This is a genomic window from Nocardiopsis endophytica, assembly GCF_027706725.1.
Lineage (GTDB): Bacteria > Actinomycetota > Actinomycetes > Streptosporangiales > Streptosporangiaceae > Nocardiopsis_A > Nocardiopsis_A endophytica.
Map to the genome: position 1 here is coordinate 1 of NZ_JAQFWQ010000096.1, position 18,514 is coordinate 18,514.

The 18,514-nt window shown below is 73.3% G+C and carries 15 protein-coding genes; 8 read left to right on the forward strand and 7 right to left on the reverse strand.

Going from position 1 to position 18,514, the window contains the following annotated elements:
- Window positions 1-551: 551 nt before the first annotated feature.
- Window positions 552-1,865, forward strand: a complete 1,314-nt coding sequence (locus O4J56_RS24930) for a DEAD/DEAH box helicase (protein ID WP_270689124.1) — start codon at window positions 552-554, stop codon at window positions 1,863-1,865.
- 248 nt (window positions 1,866-2,113) lie between these two features.
- Here the strand turns inward: O4J56_RS24930 and O4J56_RS24935 are convergent, their stop codons facing one another.
- Window positions 2,114-2,722 carry an alpha/beta hydrolase gene (locus O4J56_RS24935; protein ID WP_270689125.1) on the reverse strand — a complete coding sequence of 203 codons (609 nt, stop codon included), beginning with the start codon at window positions 2,720-2,722 and terminating at the stop codon, window positions 2,114-2,116.
- 348 nt (window positions 2,723-3,070) lie between these two features.
- Between O4J56_RS24935 and O4J56_RS24940 the strand changes: the two genes are divergently transcribed.
- The 3 genes from O4J56_RS24940 to O4J56_RS24950 all read left to right on the forward strand — a co-directional run bounded on the left by O4J56_RS24940 (window position 3,071) and on the right by O4J56_RS24950 (window position 6,677).
- Entirely contained in the window at window positions 3,071-4,528 is a 1,458-nt protein-coding gene (locus tag O4J56_RS24940; RefSeq protein ID WP_270689126.1) for an alanine/glycine:cation symporter family protein, read from the forward strand.
- A 332-nt stretch (window positions 4,529-4,860) separates the two neighbouring features.
- Entirely contained in the window at window positions 4,861-5,934 is a 1,074-nt protein-coding gene (locus tag O4J56_RS24945) for a permease (RefSeq protein ID WP_270689127.1), read from the forward strand.
- Entirely contained in the window at window positions 5,931-6,677 is a 747-nt protein-coding gene (locus tag O4J56_RS24950; protein WP_270689128.1) for a TIGR03943 family putative permease subunit, read from the forward strand. The genes O4J56_RS24945 and O4J56_RS24950 overlap by 4 nt, the downstream gene beginning before the upstream one ends.
- Before the next feature lie 19 nt (window positions 6,678-6,696).
- Here the strand turns inward: O4J56_RS24950 and O4J56_RS24955 are convergent, their stop codons facing one another.
- The 4 genes from O4J56_RS24955 to O4J56_RS24970 are packed head-to-tail and all read right to left on the reverse strand — an operon-like array spanning window position 6,697 to window position 10,641.
- On the reverse strand, window positions 6,697-7,539 hold the full coding sequence (locus O4J56_RS24955; protein WP_270689129.1) for an IclR family transcriptional regulator: 843 nt from the start codon (window positions 7,537-7,539) through the stop codon (window positions 6,697-6,699).
- A complete protein-coding gene (locus tag O4J56_RS24960; RefSeq protein ID WP_270689130.1) occupies window positions 7,536-8,387 on the reverse strand; it encodes a carbohydrate ABC transporter permease in 852 nt (283 codons plus the stop codon). Before O4J56_RS24960 ends, O4J56_RS24955 begins: the two co-directional genes overlap by 4 nt.
- Window positions 8,387-9,334 (reverse strand): carbohydrate ABC transporter permease, encoded by a 948-nt coding sequence (locus O4J56_RS24965; protein WP_270689131.1) that lies wholly within the window; start codon window positions 9,332-9,334, stop codon window positions 8,387-8,389. The genes O4J56_RS24960 and O4J56_RS24965 overlap by 1 nt, the downstream gene beginning before the upstream one ends.
- An 8-nt stretch (window positions 9,335-9,342) precedes the next feature.
- Window positions 9,343-10,641, reverse strand: a complete 1,299-nt coding sequence (locus O4J56_RS24970) for an extracellular solute-binding protein (RefSeq protein ID WP_270689133.1) — start codon at window positions 10,639-10,641, stop codon at window positions 9,343-9,345.
- Between the two features lie 537 nt (window positions 10,642-11,178).
- On the opposite strand from O4J56_RS24970, the gene O4J56_RS24975 reads away from it, so the two are divergent.
- Window positions 11,179-12,510, forward strand: coding sequence for a ricin-type beta-trefoil lectin domain protein (locus tag O4J56_RS24975; RefSeq protein WP_270689134.1), 1,332 nt, complete (start codon window positions 11,179-11,181; stop codon window positions 12,508-12,510).
- 224 nt (window positions 12,511-12,734) lie between these two features.
- Here the strand turns inward: O4J56_RS24975 and O4J56_RS24980 are convergent, their stop codons facing one another.
- A complete protein-coding gene (locus O4J56_RS24980; protein ID WP_270689135.1) occupies window positions 12,735-13,184 on the reverse strand; it encodes an SSI family serine proteinase inhibitor in 450 nt (149 codons plus the stop codon).
- 342 nt (window positions 13,185-13,526) lie between these two features.
- Here O4J56_RS24980 and O4J56_RS24985 point away from each other — a divergent pair, with 342 nt between their 5' ends.
- Both O4J56_RS24985 and O4J56_RS24990 read left to right on the forward strand, forming a co-directional pair.
- On the forward strand, window positions 13,527-14,996 hold the full coding sequence (locus tag O4J56_RS24985; protein WP_270689136.1) for a sensor histidine kinase: 1,470 nt from the start codon (window positions 13,527-13,529) through the stop codon (window positions 14,994-14,996).
- Entirely contained in the window at window positions 14,993-15,334 is a 342-nt protein-coding gene (locus tag O4J56_RS24990; protein ID WP_270689137.1) for a hypothetical protein, read from the forward strand. Before O4J56_RS24985 ends, O4J56_RS24990 begins: the two co-directional genes overlap by 4 nt.
- A gap of 322 nt (window positions 15,335-15,656) precedes the next feature.
- On the opposite strand, the gene O4J56_RS24995 is transcribed toward O4J56_RS24990, so the two are convergent.
- Window positions 15,657-17,147 carry a S28 family serine protease gene (locus O4J56_RS24995; protein WP_270689138.1) on the reverse strand — a complete coding sequence of 497 codons (1,491 nt, stop codon included), beginning with the start codon at window positions 17,145-17,147 and terminating at the stop codon, window positions 15,657-15,659.
- 495 nt (window positions 17,148-17,642) lie between these two features.
- Between O4J56_RS24995 and O4J56_RS25000 the strand changes: the two genes are divergently transcribed.
- Window positions 17,643-18,473: a lipase family protein gene (locus O4J56_RS25000; protein ID WP_270689139.1), complete on the forward strand. Its 831-nt coding sequence runs from the start codon at window positions 17,643-17,645 to the stop codon at window positions 18,471-18,473.
- Window positions 18,474-18,514: the final 41 nt, after the last annotated feature.

Below are 18,514 nucleotides of genomic sequence, written 5' to 3' on the forward strand. Positions count from 1 at the left end.
CACGAGCGCGGGCGGGCACGCACCTCCGGTACCGCGCTGCCGCCCGGACCGCGAGCAGCCAGACGGACGGCAGGCAGGGCCGGGGAGCCGCCCCGCTTCTGCCGTCGCCGCCGTCCACGGCGACCACGCACACGCGCCGCACGCGTCATCGCTGCAGAAAGGCTCGCCCACCTCCGTCGTTTCTGCCTTTCTCCCCGCACGTCACCGGTCCGCTTCCCGGCAGGGGCCCAGGAGCGCCCCGTGGACAGGCCCCCAGGAACCGGTCCTGAGGGGCGCCGCCACCTGCGCGGCCGTCCGACGCGTGGGGATCGCCTACCGGCCCTCATGGCCGGGGGCAGGGCGTGCGGCCTGGGGCCTTCTAGTACTCTGCTCCTCGGCGGTCGATCTTCACTGCGCGCATCCGGCGCGCCGGGCCGCTCGGCGCCCGGCCGGACTCCCGGCTCCGAGGCGCGGCATCCGGCGCGTCCGTTCGGCAGCCCTTCCGTGCCACCCCGCATGGTGCGGAGCCTTCCCCGGAACGTCGCCGTTTCGACGAGGAAGGTAGACGTCACTTGACGGACCCTGCCGCGCGCCCGGCGTTCGACGGCCTCGGCCTGCCCGAGGAGCTCGTCGCGACCCTGGAGCGCAACGGTGTGACCCGGCCGTTCCCCATCCAGGCGGCCGCCATCCCCGACGCCCTCTCCGGGCGCGATGTGCTCGGCTGCGGGCGCACCGGTTCGGGCAAGACCCTGGCCTTCGGGCTGCCGCTGCTGGTCCGCGCCTCCGCCCGCCGGGCCGCGCCCAAGCGCCCCCGGGCCCTCGTGCTGGTCCCCACCCGTGAGCTCGCCCACCAGGTGCGCGACTCGCTCATGCCCTACGCCCGCGCGGTGGGCGCGCACATCGGCGACGTCGTCGGCGGCACCCCCTACGGCCGCCAGATCACCGCCCTCAGACGCGGCGTCGACCTGCTCGTCGCCACCCCCGGCCGCCTCACCGACCTCATCCGGCAGGGCGCCTGCGACCTGGGCGCCGTGGAGGCCGCGGTGCTCGACGAGGCCGACCAGATGTGCGACATGGGCTTCCTCCCGCAGGTCCGCGACCTGCTGGACCGGGTCCGCCCCGAGGCCCAGACCCTGCTGTTCTCGGCCACCCTCGACGGCGACGTCGACAAGCTCGTCCGTGCCTACATGTCGGACCCCGCGACCCACTCGGTGGACCCGCCGACCGCGCGCGTGGCCACCATGGACCACCACTTGCTGCGCGTCCTGCCCCGCGACAAGGACCGCGTCGTCACCGAGATCGCCGCCCGCGACGGGCGCACCATCCTGTTCGTGCGCAGCAAGCACCGGGCCGACACCATCAGCGAGCGCCTGGCCGGGGCCGGGGTCCCCGCCGCGTCCCTGCACGGCGGCAAGTCGCAGAGCGTGCGCAGCAGGACCCTCGCCAAGTTCCGCGACGGCCGCATCCGCGCCCTGGTCGCCACGGACGTGGCCGCCCGGGGCATCCACGTCGACGGGATCGACCTGGTGGTCAACGTCGACCTCCCCAACGGGCACAAGGACTACCTGCACCGGGGCGGGCGCACCGCCCGCGCGGGCGAGTCCGGCCGCGTGGTCTCGATCGTCCAGCCCAACCAGCGCCGGGTCGCGCGCCGCCTGCTCGGCGACGCCGGGGTGCAGGCCGAGCAGCACCTCGTCAACCCCGGCGACGACCTGCTGGCCAAGGTGACCGGGGCGCAGCAGCCCTCCGGTGTGCCGTGGGTCGAGCCGCCCGAGCCGGAGCGCCCGCGCCGCCGCGGCCCCCGGCGCGGACCGCGCCGCAACGGCCCCGGGAACGGCCACCGCCCCCGGGGAGGCCGCGAAGGGGCCCACCGCTCGGGCGACTGACCGGAGGCGACCGGCCGCAACCTTGACCGCCGTCGGGGTCGCCTCAGGTTCCTCGGTGTGTGTTCGGGATGTGTCCCGCCGAGCGGTGTGGAGTCGCCCCCTTCTGCGGGAGGCGACCTTTGGAAGGCGCGCGGTAGGCGGGTGTGCTCGGCGTTGATCTCGGGAGAAACGACGCTTCCGGGCCGCTTTCAGGGGCGCATTTCCCGAGATCAACGGCGTAGGGGGCGCCTGTCCGTGCGGGCTCTCGGTCAGTCGCGGGCGCCGAACTCCAGGCACCGGCGGTGCACCTCCGCGAGGGACCTGCGGGCGTCCTCGTGCTCGCCCTCCTCGGGCGGCAGGTCCCTCAGGCGCCACACCGCGTCCTGCACCTTCCACCTCATGCGGTCGCCCTCGGGTGACATGCCCGGCGGGCCGAACTCCCGGCGGATGGCCGCCAGGCAGTACCTCCCCAGCTCCTCGGGCGTGGCCTCCGCGCGCGGGGGAGGCGGGACGGTGCCCGCGTCGGGGGAGGAGGTGGGTCCCTCGCCGGGGGAGGCGTCGCCGTCGTCGGCCCCGGCCTCCTCAAGGGCGGTCGAGTCGGTCGCGGCCTCAGGGCGGTCCGTGTTGCCGGCGAAGCCCACCGCCTCCTCGCGGTCGGCGTCTCGGACGAGCTGCTCCTCGGTCACCGTGTCGTCCATGATCCCCAGCGCGAGCGCCAGGCACCCGCCGAGCACGAACACCACGGCGCCCACAGCGACCCACACCCACGCCGGGCCGAGCGCCAGCGCCACCCCGGCGCCCGCGAACCCGGCGACCATCAGGCCGACGCAGACCCAGCTCCGCCCGTGGCCGAGATGGGAGGCGCCGTCGCCGTCCATGGCCGCTCCTAACCTCGCCCGCCTCTGCTGGTGCGGTTCCCGCGCGCCGCGCCCGGTAACCCGGAGGCGGGGGAATTCAGAGGTTTGTGACTGTGTAAGGGAAACGTCTGATTCGGGTGTACAGTCTCCTGTGCGCGGGGTCACCCCGTATTGCTCAGCGTGTCGCTGATCAGGACGAACGCGCTGCGCACCCAAGATGGAAGCGGTGGACGCCCACGGGGATCCGGGGGCCGCCGCTCGCGCCGGCCTCCCCACCGGGCGGCCGCACCGTCGCTGCCGGCCCGCACAGCCTCCACCCGGGAACCCCGGGCGGTGCGCCGTGCCCGCCTCGAAGGAGAACTCCACCGCGTGGACGCACTGAACGACGCCATCGTCGCCGTGAACGATGTGTTCTGGGGATACCTGCTCATCCCCTTCCTGCTCATCCTCGCCGTGTACTTCACGGTGCGCTCGGGGGTCGTGCAGATCCGCCTGTTCCCCGAGATGTTCCGCGTGCTGCGCGGGCAGCCGCCCACGGCGGCCGACGGCAAGAAGGCGATCTCCTCCTTCCAGGCGTTCGCCATCTCCGCCGCCTCGCGTGTGGGGACCGGCAACATCGTCGGCGTCGCCACCGCCATCGCCCTCGGCGGCCCCGGGGCCGTGTTCTGGATGTGGCTGATGGCGCTCCTGGTCGGCTCGGCCGCCTTCGTCGAGTCCACCCTGGCCCAGCTGTTCAAGGTGCGCGACCGCACCGGCTTCCGCGGCGGCCCCGCCTACTACATGCAGTACGGCCTGGGCGCCCGCTGGATGGGCCTGATATTCGCCGTCGTCATCACCGTGACCTTCGGCTTCATCTTCAACTCGGTGCAGTCCAACAGCATCGCCGACGCCATCTCCAGCTCCGTGGCCGCCGTCGGCGTGGAGGCCGGGCCGGGCCTGCTGTGGGGCGTGGGCGTCGCGCTGGCGGTCCTGGTCGCCGCGGTCATCTTCGGCGGCGTGCGCCGCATCGCCCACGTCGCCCAGCTCCTGGTGCCCTTCATGGCCCTGGCCTACCTGGTCATCGGCCTGATCGTGGTCGCCATGAACCTGGACCAGATCCCGCGGGTGCTCTCCGACATCGTCTCCGGCGCGTTCGGCGTCCGGGAGTTCGTCTCCGGCGGCATCGGCGCCGCCATCGTGCAGGGCATGCGCCGCGGCATGTTCTCCAACGAGGCCGGCCTGGGGTCGGCCCCCAACGCCGGCGCCACCGCCGCGGTCAGCCACCCGGTCAAGCAGGGCCTCGTGCAGACCCTGGGCGTCTACTTCGACACCCTGCTCATCTGCTCCATCACCGCGTTCATCGTGCTGGTGGCCGACCCCTCCTACGGCGAGCGCGAGGGCGCCGCGCTCACCCAGGCCTCGCTGGAGGCCAACCTGGGCGTGTGGGCGGTGCACGCGCTCACCGTCATCCTGTTCCTGCTGGCCTTCACCTCGGTGCTGGGCAACTACTACTACGGCGAGTCCAACCTGCGCTTCATGTCCGCCTCCAACGGCGTCGTGAACGGCTACCGCGTGCTGGTGCTGGTCATGGTGTTCGCGGGCGCGGTCGCCCCGCTGGACCTGGTGTGGACCATGGCCGACGTGTTCCAGGGCATCATGGCCACCGTCAACCTGATCGCCATCGCCCCGCTGGCGGGCATCGCCTTCCTGCTGCTGCGCGACTACACCGTCCAGCGCAAGGAGGGGCGCGACCCGGTGTTCACCCGCGACCGCCTGCCCGGCGTCGCGGGCGTGCAGTGCTGGGAGAGCGAGACCGACCTGGCCAGCGAGCCCGGCGGCCGCCTCTAGGCTCCGCCCCGCCGAACCCGGACGGCCCCGGTCCCGACGCGGACCGGGGCCGTCGCGTGTGCACGGGGGGATGGGAACGGGCCGCCGATCCTGTGGAAAGCGTGCACTCCGGGCCGCGGAGGCTGTACCCTCGGTGCCACCTCCGCCGCGCCCCGAGCGAAGACCGGCCTCGACGGCCGACGACGACCCCCGAACCGGCGGGCGCACACGACCGGCGGGCGGCGCGGCAACGCGCCGCATCCCTGAGCGCGGACGATAACCGTTTTCGGTAGCATTCGCCGGGTAGCGCGCGCCGCACCGCCGCACCAGTCCACCCGATACGGAGTGCACACGTGTCCGACAGCCCACCGGGCCCGGCCCGGCCGCCGGCCTCCTCCCTCGGCGACTCGATCGTCGCGGACTGGGACGGCCCCGGCGAGGAGCTCCCGCCCCCGGAGTGGGGGCGCCCCCGCGGCCCCCGGCGCGCCGCGACCGTCTGGCTCTTCGCGATCCTCATCAGCGCGATGGCCGCGGCCAACGCCTGGCTCGCCGGGGGCCTGGAGCACGAGGCCTTCCTCGCCTGGGCCACCGTCTTCACCGCCATCTCCTTCCAGGCGCTGCCGTTCCTGGTGTTCGGCGTCGCCCTGTCCGCGGCCCTGACCGCCTTCGTCCCCGCCTCGTTCTACCGCCGGATCATGCCGCGCAACCCGATGGCCGCGGTCCCCGTCGCCGGACTGTCCGGCGCCGTGCTGCCCGGCTGCGAATGCGCCTCCGTCCCCATCGCCGGGGGCCTCATCAAGCGCGGCATCGCCCCCGCGGCCGCGCTCACCTTCCTGCTGGCCGCCCCCGCCATCAACCCGGTGGTCCTCGTGGCCACCGCCGTCGCCTTCCCCGGCCAACCTGAGGTGTGGGTGGCGCGGCTGCTGGCCTCGCTCGGCGCCGCCGTCGTCGTCGGCTGGATCTGGGCGCGGCTGGGCAAGACCGACTGGCTGCGCCCGCCGCGCGCCGCCCACGACCCCGGCGCCTCCAAGGCCGAGGTCTTCCGCGACTCGATGGTGCACGACCTCATCCACGCCGGGGGCTTCCTCGTCGTGGGCGCCATCGCCGCCGCCACGCTCAACGTCGCCGTCCCGCGCGAATGGGTCAACGGCGTCGGCGACCTGCCCGTCGTCGGCGTGCTGGTCCTCGCCGCGCTGGCGATCCTGCTGTCGATCTGCTCCGAGGCCGACGCCTTCGTCGCCGCCAGCCTCAACTCCTTCTCCCCGACCGCCCAGCTCGCCTTCATGGTGGTGGGCCCCATGGTCGACCTGAAGCTCATCGCCCTGCAGGCGGGCACCTTCGGCTGGGGCTTCGTGCGCCGCTTCGTCCCCCTCACCCTCGCCGCCACCCTGGTGTTCACGTTCCTGATCGGAGGGCTCCTGCTGTGAACCGGATCGCGCAAGGCCTGGTCCTGGTGCTGCTCGGCGCCGCCGCGCTGGGCACCACGCTCGCCTCCGACCTGTACCTGAACTATGTGCAGGAGCTGTTCCGCCCCTTCCTCATCGCGGCCGGCGCGGTGCTGGTGGTCCTCGGCGCGGTGGTGATCGCCGCCGATCTGCGCGCGGCCGCCCGGGGCGACGACGCCGAGGACGCCGCCGCCTGCGGGCACGGCCACGGCGCCGAAGGCGGGCCCCGGGTGGCCTGGCTCCTGCTGCTGCCCGTGGTGTCGGTGTTCGTGGTGGCCCCGCCCGCCCTGGGCGCCTACACCGCCTCCGCGCAGGGGGCCTCGTCGGCCCCGGACCGGGTCGACCTCAGCGAGTACCGCGACGACCCCTTCACCGAGGCGGGGGACGGCCCGGTGGAGCTGGAGATGCGCGAATTCGTCTCCCGCGCCTGGACCGACGAGGACCGCGCCATGTCCGGCAAGACCATCGAGCTGACCGGGTTCACCGTGCCCCACCCCGAGGGCGAGGGGTGGTACCTGGCCCGGCTGGAGATGGCGTGCTGCGCCGCCGACGCGGTGGTCAACCGGGTGCTCATCACCGACGAGCCCGCCCCCGAGACCGACAGCTGGTGGCGGGTGCGCGGCACCTGGGACGAGCCCGAGGGCGACCTGCAGGACGTGCGCGACCACCGGTTCACCGTGGAGGAGATGGAAGAGGTGGAGAACCCGCCGGACCCCTACGAGTAGGGCGGGCGGGTCCCGCCCCTCACCCCTGCCCGGGCACGGCCCCCGGCCCCGCCGGGCCGCGCGGGGGCGGCGGCGCCGCGGGGGCGCCCAGGTCGGCCGAGATGCGCGCGGCCACGGCGGCCACCTGCGGGCCCAGCTGCCGCACCCGCGCCGCTGGCAGGCGGCTCACCAGCGACGACACGCTGATCGCGGCGATCGGGTCGCGGTTGTGGTCGAACACCGGGGCGGCCACGCACCGCACCTCCGGCTCGTTCTCCCGGTCGTCGATGGCGTAGCCGCGCTCGCGCACCCGCCGCAGCTCCTCCACGAACACCTCCGGGTCGGTGACGGTGCGCGGAGTCGCCGGGGACAGCCCCTCCTCCAGCACGTCCCGCACCAGGTCGGGCGGGGCGAAGGCGAGGATCGCCTTGCCGACGGCGGTGCGGTGGGCCGGCATCCGCGCGCCGATCCGGGAGGCCATCCGCACCGTGGTGGTGTTCTCCACCTTGTCGGCGTACACCACGTCGTGCCCGTCGAGCAGCACCAGGTGGCAGGTGTGCCCGGTGCGCCGCATCAGGTGCCGCAGGTGGTCCGAGGCGACCGAGCGCAGGTCCATCTGGTCCAGGTAGGCCTGCCACAGCGACAGCGCCGCCGGGCCCAGCCGGAACCGGCCGCTGTCCCGGTCGCGCGCCAGCAGCCCCGCCTCCAGCAGCGGCGCCGACAGCCGCAGCACCGAGCTCTTGTTCACCCCCACCCCCTCGGCGAGCTGGGTCAGGGTCGCCCCGCCGCTGGCGGCGGGCGTCGAGCGGACGAACTCCAGGATGGCCAGGGCCCGGCGCAGCGACACCGAGGCGTTGCGGCGGGGGGCGGCTTCGGCGGTCAACCCTTCACGGCTCCTCCCAGGCCCGAGGCCAGTCGGCGCTGCACGAACAGGAAGAACACCAGCACCGGCAGCGTCATCAGCACCGACCCGGCCATGATGCCTCCCCAGTCGTTCTCGTCCGGCTTGAAGAACGACAGCAGCGCGATCGGCAGCGTCTGGTTCTCCTGCGCCGAGATGATGAACGTCCGCGCGAACAGGAAGTCGTTCCAGGTCATGATGAAGGAGAAGATACTGGTGGCCACCACCCCGGGTGCGGTCAGCGGGAACAGCACCCGGGTGACGAAGGCCAGGCTGCCCGCGCCGTCCAGCCACGCCGCCTCCTCCAGCTCCCGGGGCACCGCCGCGACGAACCCGCGCAGCATCCAGACCGCCAGCGGCACCGCGAACGCGGTGTGCACCAGCATCAGCGACCCCAGGTGGTTCAGGCCCAGGCCGGGAACGGCGCCGCCGATGTTGCGCATCAGGAAGAACAGCGGGATGGTCAGCGCCTCCACCGGCACCATCTGCGCGGTGATCACCATGATCAGCAGGGTGGTGCGCATGCGGAACCGGTACCGGGTCAGCGCCACCGCCGCCAGGAACGCGCACAGCGTGGAGGCGACCACCACCACGGCGGCCACCAGCAGGCTGTTCAGCAGGTACTGGCCGAACCCGTCCACTAGCAGCACCCGGCGGAAGGAGTCCAGCGTCGGCTCCAGCGTGTAGGGCCGCGGGTCGCCCGCCTCCAGGGCGGTGCGCGGCTTGAGGGCCGACAGCACCATCCAGTACAGCGGGAACGCCACCGCACCGGCGATGAGCAGCCCCGCGCCGTCCGTACGGATCCGGCGCAGCGTCGCGACGCCTCGCATCAGAGCACCTCCCCTTGGCGGCGCAGAGTCCGCAGGTACAGCAGGGTGATCAACAGCAGCAGCACGGTGGTGACCACGCCGATGGCCGAGCCCAGCCCGTACTGGCTGGAGGCGAACGCCTGCTGGTAGGCGTAGACGTTGAGCACCAGGTTCTGCCCGGCGATCCCGCCGCCGCCCGTCATGATGTAGATCTGCGTGAAGATCTTGAAGTCCCAGATGATCGACTGGATGGTCACGATCGTCATCGCCGGGCGCAGCATCGGCAGCATCACCGACAGGGCGATCCTCCCGGTCGAGGCGCCGTCCAGCCGCGCCGCCTCGATCACCTCCTCGGGGATCGCGCGGATGCCCGCGTACAGGGTGACCATGACGAACGGGAACGAGCACCACACCACCTGGGACCACACCAGGCCGAACGCGGACCACTTGCCGTAGGTCCACGAGTGCCCGGTGAACCCCTCCAGGCCCAGCCCGGCCAGGGCCTGGTTCACCGGCCCCAGCAGCGGGTCGAACAGGAAGAGCCACACGGCGCTGCCGGTGACCGCGGGGGTGGCCCAGGCGCCCAGCGCCGCCAGGAACAGCAGCGTGCGCACCCACGGCGACAGGCGGGTGGCCAGCACCGCCAGGCCCCCGCCGACGGCGAGCGTGCCCACCACGCAGGCGGCGGCGAAGACGACGGTGTTGGCCAGCACCTCCCAGAACTGCGCGTCGGAGAACAGGCCGGTGTAGTTCGCCAGGCCGGTGAAGCGCAGCGGTTCGGCGCCGGTGACCTGCGGCTGGCGGTAGTCGAAGAAGGAGACCAGCACGAGCTGGTACAGGGGGTAGACGAGCAGCGCGCCCAGGACCGCGAGGGCGGGCACGAGGTACATCCACGGTTCGAGGGAGCGGCGCCGGAGCCCGGGGGAGGCGGCCCCCGGGCCCCGGCGCGCGGGTGCGGGCAGGCCCATACGGCGGGTCACTCCCCGGCGAAGGCCTCGTCGAGGGAGGCGGACGCCTCCTCGGCGGCCTCGTCCACGTCCGCGTCCCCGGAGGCCACCCGCTGCACCATGGTGGGCAGCACGCCCTCGGCGTCGATGGAGGCCCAGGCGCCGGTGGCGGGCACGAACCGGGTCCCGGCGTCGATCGTCTCGATGAACGGGGCGATGTCCTCGTCCTCGGCGGCGATCTCCTCGCGCACATCGGTGAAGGTCGGCAGGTTGCCCATCGCGCCGTACATCTCGCGCTGGTACTCCTTGCCGGCCAGGAGCTTCATGAACTCCACCGACAGGGTGCGCTTGTCGGTCCCGGCGAGCACGCCCAGGTTGTTCCCGCCGGCGAAGGCGGGGGCGATGCTGCCCGGCTCGGTGCCCGGCAGCGGGACCACGGCGGCGTCGTCGGCGACGTCGCTCTCCTGGACCGCCTTGAGGTTGAAGTTGCCGCCGATGGTCATGGCGGCGTTCCCGGCGACGAAGTTCTGCACGCTGTCGTTGCCGCCCATCTCGGCGCAGGTCTGCGGCGGGCACACGTCGTCGGAGAGGATCTGGGTGTACAGCTCCAGGCCCTCCTTGGCCTCGTCGGAGGCGATGGCGGAGGTGTAGGTGCCGCCGTCCTCCTCGGCGATGTCGCCGCCGTGCGCCCAGACGAAGGGGAGGAAGCCGTAGGTGTAGGCGCCCCCGGTGGAGACACCGAGCATGTCGGGGTCCTCCTCCCGGACGGTGCGCCCGGCCTCGACGACCTCCTCCAGGGTCTCGGGCGGCTCCAGGCCGAGGTCGTCGAAGACGTCGGTGCGGTAGTACAGGGCGCGGGCCCCGAGGAACCACGGCACGCCGTAGGTGCCGTCGCCGACCCGGGCGGTGGCAGCGACGTCCTCGGCGATGTCGGCGTGGTCCTCCCAGTCCGACAGGTCCTCGGTGACGTCGAGGAATCCTCCGGCCTCGACGTACCCGGCCAGGTCGGTGTTGCCGTACTCGGCGACGTCCGGGGCCGAGGAGGGGTCGTTGAACGCGGCGCGGAAGCGCTCGGCGCGGGTGTCGACCGGGATGTACTGCACGTCCACGGTGACGCCGTCGTGGGCGTCCTCGAACTCGGCGACGGCCTCGTCGACGACCGCCTCCTTGGGCTCCTGGTCGACCTCGGAGAACAGCCAGACGCGGAGGGTGCCCTCCATCTCATCGGCGCCGGAGGAGGCGCCGTCGGTCTGGGCGGGGGCGCAGGCGGCCAGCACCGCGGCGAGCCCGACGAGGGCGGCCGCGCGGACCGGGCGGGTTGGTCGCATCGGGTTCTCCTTCGGGGGAAAAGGGTGAGACCGGACGGAACAAGCCGGTGGCCCATGAATGTAAGGAAGGTGTACAGATCCCCAGAAGAGGGTGGGCCCAATGTTGTGCACTGCACAAGTAGGGGGCGACTATGCACGACGCCGCAGGTCACGGCGATGCCGTCTGGGCCCCTGAGAGTGCGACGCGAAGGCGGGGATGTGGGGGCTGCACCGCCGTGACCGGCGTCGGTGTGCCCGGCGGGGCGGACGGTGCCCTGTTCGCGCCCGTCGGCCGGGCGGGGCCCTGGAGGGGGTCGGGCGTGTCCCGGGCGTCCCGTGGGAGCGCTTCCATAAGTTCTTCGAACCCCCTTGTTGTGGTCTGGGGGAGTCTGTAGCGTTTACCATCCATTCATTCCGTGACGTCACGGTGGCGCGCGGTCACATGAATGGGTCCCGCGATATTCCCCCCTTCCCCCAGCCGAGCCGGGCCGATCCGCGCACGGCCCCACGCCGTGGACGCCGGACGCGCGGCCCGGGCGCGCAGTTTGGAGCCGTCGGATGGACCCGACCATCGCCCCCCGAAGTCCCCGCCTTCCCCGAACCCCCCGGTCCCGTCGGCCCCGCGCGCGGCGCGGCCCGGGCGCGACCGTCCTCTCGGCCGCCGTCGCCGTCCTGACGGCCGCGGGGCTGGCCGCGCAGCCGGGCGCGGCCCTCGCGGACGCCCGGCCCGCCCAAGCGTCCCCGTCCTCTTCGGAGGCGCAGGCCGCACCCGGCGACCTGGTCTGGTCCGACGAGTTCGAGGGGGCCGCCGGGAGCGCTCCCGACCCCGCCAAGTGGCGCCACGAGACCGGCGACCACGGGTGGGGCAACGAGGAGCTCCAGAACTACACCACCAGCCGGGACAACTCCGCGCTCGACGGGAACGGCCATCTCGCCATCACCGCGCGCAGGGAGAGCGACGGCTCCTACACCTCCGCCCGGATGACCACTCAGGACCGGTTCGAGCGCGCCTACGGGCGTTTCGAGGCGCGCATCCGCATCCCCGAGGGCCAGGGCATCTGGCCCGCGTTCTGGATGCTCGGGGACAACTTCCCCGACACCCCCTGGCCCGACTCCGGCGAGATCGACATCATGGAGAACATCGGCCGCGAACCCCACCTCGTCCACGGCACGGTGCACGGACCGGGCTACTCGGGCGGGGAGGGCATCGGCTCCTCCTACGCCCACCCCCAGGGCTGGGCGTTCGCCGACGACTTCCACGTCTTCGCGGTCGACTGGACCCCGGACGCCATCACCTGGTCGGTGGACGGCGTCGCCTTCCAGACCCTCACCCCCGCCGACCTGGGCGGCGACCGGTGGGTCTTCGACCATCCGTTCTTCATGATCCTCAACGTCGCGGTCGGCGGCACCTGGCCTGGCTACCCCGACGAGACCACGCGATTCCCCCAGCGGATGCTCGTGGACTACGTCCGCGTCTACGACAACGGCACCGGGTCCGGGGAGGCGGTCGGCACCATCACCGCGCCCACCGGCATCTGCGTGGACGTGGCGGGGGCCGACACCGCCAACGGGACGCCCATCCAGGTCGCGCACTGCAACGGCAACCAGGCCCAGCAGTGGACCATGGCGGCCGACGGCACGGTCCGCGCCTTCGGCAAGTGCATGGACGTCGCGGGCGGCGGCACCACCGCGGGGACCGACGTGCAGTTGTGGGACTGCAACGGCACCGGTGCGCAGACGTGGACGTACTCCCCGGACACGCGGGAACTGCGCAACCCGCAGTCGGGGATGTGCCTGGACGGGCGCGGCGGGAGCCTCGCCGACGGCACGCGGTTGCAGATCTGGACCTGCAACGGGGCCCAGAACCAGCAGTGGACGGTGCCCGCCTGACCGCTCACGGCTCCGGTGGGGGCGCCCGGCCGCGCGGCCGGGCCCCTCACACCAGGAGCCGGCACGGATGGGCGGGCGCGCCGCAGGGGTCCGGCCCCGCCGGCTCCGCCGCTCGAGCGCCCGCCCTGCGCCGTTGATCTCGGGAAAAGCGCCCCTAAAAGCGGCCCGGTAGCGTCGTTTCTCCCGAGATCAACGCGGAGCGCACCCGCCTGTCCGCGCGGGCTCTAGAAGTCGAAGACGCGGTCGGTCCCGACCTTGGCCCTGCACAGGTTGCCGAAGGTCTCGGTGTAGTCGACCGGCCGCTCGAACCAGTTCCCCTCGGCCGACACGACGACCGGCCGGTACTCCAGTGTGCAGGCCTCACCCGTGTCGCGCAGCCGCTCGAAGTCGCCGCCCGCCTCGGTCAGCGATTCGCACGCCACGGCCCGGTCGGGGTGCGACCCGCCCGCGGGGTGGCATTCGAGGGTCGCCCTCCCTCCGCCCGGACCGTCCTCGTACTTCCATTCCAGGCTCATCCGTGCGTACGGGCCGCCCTCCTGCTGCTCCAGGATCTGCTGGGCCCCGTTGATCGTCTTCGCCTCCTCGTCGGCGAGCGCCGGGGATACGGCGGCCAGCGCGGCGGCCCCCGCCGCGGCCAGACCCGCCAGGGCCGTTCTCGTCCTCGGTTTCGGCATCGCGGTCCTCTTCCTCGTGTCTGCGCGCGGCTCGACGTGTCCGCGCTCCGGTGCCCGACGCCGGCGTCCGCCTCCGCGCGCCCTGAGGGCTCCGCGGTGCCCCCGCGCTCGGGCCGCAGCGTCCGCGCGCCCTCCGTCCACGGCGCGCGGACCGCTACCGCCCGTCATTGAACCGTGACTGCGCGCTGTGCGCGGGTGATTCGGAGAAATCACCGCGTGTCCGTCCCCGGTGCGGCGGTAAAAGCTCGACAAAACCCCCAATCCGCCGCCCGTGTCCTGTGTGGGCCCCTCCGCCCCCTCCTGCGAGGATCGGTGGGCCGGTCGGTCGAGGGGCGGGTTCCCATGGGCATGTGGCGGCGGCTGCGGCCGCGCTCGATCCGGGGGCGGGCGACCGCCGGATCGCTGCTCATCGTTGCCCCGCCGCTGGCGCTGGCGCTGTTCCTGGCCGGGATCGGGGTGCACCACGAGAGCGAGCGGGTGCGCTTCGACCGGGCGAACGCCGCGGCGCGCCAGGTCGCCACCCGCATCGAGAGCCAGGGGTATGAGGGCGCCGTCCCGCCCACCGCCGGCGTGCTCCGCATCCAGGTGGTGGACGACGACGGACGGGTCGTCGCGGCGAGCTCGGCCATGCAGGGCAGGCCCCCGCTCGTTTCCGCCCGGCCCGAGCGCGGCGACTTCCTCGTGGAGGAGACCCTGTGCCCGGCCGAGGAGGGCGACGGGTGCCTGAGCGTGGTCGGCGTCGAGACCGACTCCGACCCCTACGGCCCAGTGATCGTCTACGCCGCGGTGTCCTATGCCCGCGGTGCCTCCGCGCCGCTCCTGGAGGTCATCCTGGCGGGGGTCGGGGCGCTGGCGCTGGCCGCCGTCGGGTGGATGGCCTGGCGCGGCGCCGGGAGGGCGCTGCGGCCCGTCGAGAGCATCCGGCGCGACCTGGAGCGGCTGTCCGCGGGCGACCTGGGCCGCAGGCTGCGCATCCCGACCACCGGGGACGAGCTCGCCGAACTGGCCCGCACGGGCAATGCCACCCTCGACCGGCTGGAGCGGGCGATGGACCGCCAGCGCAGCTTCGTCTCCGACGCCTCGCACGAGCTGCGCAACCCGATCGCGGGGATGCGCACCCGGCTGGAGGTGGAGCTGGCCGACCCCGACCCTGAGCCCGGGTCGGCCCGGGGCGCCATGGAGGGGCTGCTTCAGGACGTGGAGCGGCTCCAGCGCATCGTCGGCGACCTGCTGGAGCTGGCCCGCCTCGACGCCGACGTGGCGGCCGGGAGCACCGAGGTCGACCTGGCCGGGCTGGTGCTCGCGGAGGTGGAGCGCCGGGTGTCGGCCGTGGAGGTGGGCACCGACCTGGAGCCGGGGGCGCGGGTGCGCGGCGACCGGGTGCGCCTGGGGCGGGTGCTGACCAACCTGCTGGCCAACGCCGAGCGGCACGCGCGCGAGCGCATCCTCGTCGTGGTGCGCACCGAGGGGGACACCGCCGTCATGGAGGTGCACGACGACGGGGCGGGAATCCCCGAGGCCGACCGGGAGCGCGTCTTCGAGCGGTTCGCGCGGCTGGCCGAGTCGCGGCGCAGGGACCCCGGCGGTTCGGGGCTGGGCCTGGCGATCTCCCGGGCGGTCGCCGAGTCGGGCGGCGGGACCCTGACCGCAGGGGAGAGCCCGGTGCTGGGCGGGGCGGTGCTGGTGATGCGCCTGCCGACGGCCGGGGACGGGGCCGGCGGGCGCGGGGCGGCCGAGGGGGAGTCGGCCGGGGCCGCGGCGGATAGAGGCGGACCGGGAAGCACGGAAGCCGAAGGGGAGGACGGTCGATGAGCGAGCGGGATCCGGAGTGGGAGTCCGAGCGGCTCGGAGGCGACGACGAGCGCCTGCGCCGGGAGCGGCGGGAGGAGGACCGGCGCGCGGCGGAGATGGGCGACGACGAGCAGGAGGTCGACGTCGGCCTGTGGGAGCGGTACATCGAGGATCCGCCCGAAGGCGAACTGGACGTGACGGCCGAGGAGGCGGAGGAGCCCGGCGAGCTGGGCATCTCCGAGGAGCTGGCCGAGGAGAGGCGCAGGGGCGAGCGGGACGCGCCGCTGAACGACTACGAGGAGGGCGAACAGGACGGCCCGGAGGGGGAGGCCGTCCGGATCCGCCGCGAAAAGGAGTGACAAGGCGCGCGGACAGGCGGGTGTGCCCGGCGTTGGTCTCGGGAGGAACGACGCTTCCGCGCCGAACACAGGTTTTGGGTTATTGGGGTGCCGTCGTCCTCCCCGGCCAGGGCGGTGGCCGCAGTGGTCCATGGTCACGGGCGCGCCGGTGCCGCTGGTGCTCCCGGGACCATGCCGGGGGAGCACCGACCCGCTCCGGGGCGAGCGGCCCGAGCCCCCACACACCGAAAACCCAAAAGGTGAGGCGCCGAATTCAGGGGCGCATTTCCCGGGATCAACGCCGCAGGGGCGGTGTTCGGCGGGCGCGGTGCGGCGCCCGGGCTCACAGGCGCGGCAGCGATGTCGGCAGGACCTCCTCCTCGGTGCGTTCGCGTTCGCCCCGCCCGTCGAGTTCGGCGTCGTAGGGCGCGATCGCCCCGCCGTCCGCCTCCTCGTCGACCCCGGCGTACCGCAGCACGGCCGCCGTCGCCGCCGCCTCGTCCTGCGCGGTCAGCGACGTGATGGACGCGTAGTGGTTCGCCCCCGGGGCCTCGAACAGGTGGCTGTCCTCGGTCCTTCGGCCGGGGCGGAAGCGCTCCGCGCTCCACGGGTCGTTCTCCCCGTACACGAACAGCATGTTCTCCGCCCGCTTGCGCACCCACCGGTCCGTCCCCTCCGTCAGGGCGGGGTCGAACGGGCCCATCTCCACCTCGGCGGGCACGTGGTCGCGCGCGTCCAGGTCGGGGTAGCGGAGCAGGTGCCTCAGGTGCGGCGCCCGGGGGCGCGGGTCACCCAGCTCGGTCCCGGCCTGGTAGTAGTACGGCGAGTACCGCCCCAGCACCTGGTCCGTGAAGAACGCGAACCCGTACGCCTCGTGCAGCCATGTCCACAGCTCGTCGTCCGACACGTCGGTCGACGGCACGGACGCGCAGTTCTCCGCGTCGCCGTACTGCCAGAAGCCCCACGGCAGGTCGAGGACGACCGCCTCCAGCGCCTTCTCGGCCGACCCCATGATCGTGAAGGTGGAGTCGTGCTCCTCGGCGTACTCCTCGTAGCGCTCGACCATCGCCTCGCGCCGCTCGAGGGTCTCCGCCTGGACCGCCTTCAGCGCCTCCCGGCACTCGCGCGGGCCGACGCGCTGCAGCATCCGCTCGTAGGCCGTGTCCCCGGGCCGGTCGGCGTCGTTGGGGGCGACGTAGGCGACGACCCCGTCCATGTCGCCGGGGTAGAGGCGCTCGTAGAACACCGCGGTCATGCCGCCCTTGCTGCCTCCGGTGGCGATCCACTCCTCCGGGTAGAGGGGTTCGAGGGCGGTGAACAGCCGGTGCTGGTCGGCGGCGGCCTGCCCGGTGTTCAGGGCCGACCAGTCCGTCCCGGTGTCGGGGACCGATTCGCCGAAGTAGCGGTACTCCAGCGACACCTGGTTGGCGTCGGCGATGCGGGTCGGCTCCGAGCGCGACGGCTCGGGGTCCGCGGGCAGGTCGTAGCCGGAGGTGGAGTAGACGGTGGGGCGGTCGGTGCCCCGGTGCAGCACGGTCAGGCGCTGTTCGAACGTGCCGGAGCCGGGGTCGCCGTGGTCGGTCGGCTGGGTGTAGGCGAGGACGAAGAACCGGTGGTCCTCGGCGGGCTTCTCCTCGATGAGCCGCATGCCGGGGACGGCGAGCAGGCGGTCCAGGATGTCTCCGGCCGACCGGTCGGCCCTATCGGCCCGGTCGGAGGCGGGGGCGCCGACCGGGGCGGCGGCCACCGCGGGGGCGGGGGCGATGAGGGGGCCGGCGAGCAGGGCCGCTGTGGCGGCCGCGGCGGCACAGAGGCGGGGGGACGGTCTGCGCAAGACGCACCTCTCGGTCCGGGGGCGGTCCGGCCGGTGCGCGGTCGGCACCCGACCGCAAGCAAACCTAGACAGATGCGATGAACAGGGCAATGGGCCCCCGGTGGGCCGGCGGGCCGGGCCCTCGTCGACGGTGCTTCACCTGGGGACGCCGACGGCGGGTCCACTGGCCGTCCCCCGGCGCGGACGCGATCGAAACGGGGGGCGTTCCGTCTCGGATTCGCCGAATCCGATCGGCGGGGCCGGGCCGGCCGCGGTGGCCTCCCTGATTCGGCCGGTCCTCGTTCCCAGATCGTCAGGGGCCGCTTCGCCTGCTGAAATGCCCTCCTGCTCCCTGATGGTCGCATTCCGCACCAGGAGGAGCGCGGTTCCGGGGCTGTTCTCGTTTGCGCGAGCGCGGGTGAGGGGCACGACCACCGCGCGGTGCCGTCGTGCCTGTTCAAAGGGGGCGCGTCCGGCGCGTCGCGACCGTCTTCCAGCACATGCGGGGGCCACACGATGACCACAGTCTCCTTCGACCACACCACCACTGAGCACGGTCCGGCACACGCCCGGTGCCTGGCCTACGCGGCGGAACTCGCCTATGGGGAATCCGAACAGGCCCGTCGGCAGGCGGCCGAGTGGGGCTTCGACCGATTCCGGTTCATCGAGGCCGACTTCTCGCCGCCTTTCGCCCTGGACCACACCCAGGCCTACGTCATGGCCAGCCAGGACATGATCGTCGTCACCTTCCGCGGCACCGAGCCCGCCCAGATCTGCGACTGGCTCTCCGACGGCAAGGCCCCCATGGTCGCCCACCCGTCCGGCAAGGGAAGGGTGCACTGGGGGTTCCACACCGCCCTGGAGGCCGTCTACCCCCGGATCCGGGAAGCGGTCGAGGAGTTCAGGACGAACGGCCAGACACTGTGGTTCGCCGGACACAGCCTCGGCGGCGCCCTGGCGATGCTCGCCGCCGCGCGCGCCCACTTCGACGATTCGCCGCTGTCGCCGGACGGCGTCTACACCTTCGGGCAGCCGCGCACCTGTGACGGCGACCTGGCCGACGCCTACGACCGGGCTCTCAAGGGGCGCACGCACCGGTACGTGAACAACAACGACATCGTGCCGCAGGTGCCGCCTGAGCCGCTGTACGAGCACGTGGACCGCGAGTGGTACTTCGACGCCGACGGCCGCCTGCAGGAGAAGAAGTCGATGGGGCTTCTGGGAGGGATGGCCGACAAGGCCAAGGGATACGCCCTCGGTGCGGCCGCGTTCAAGCCCGGCGCCGACGGGCTCACCGACCACTTCATGAGTGCCTACCTCACGTGTGTGGACAACGCCGCCGATTGACGCGGGGCACACGGCCGTGATCCGAGGCGCCCCACCCGCTC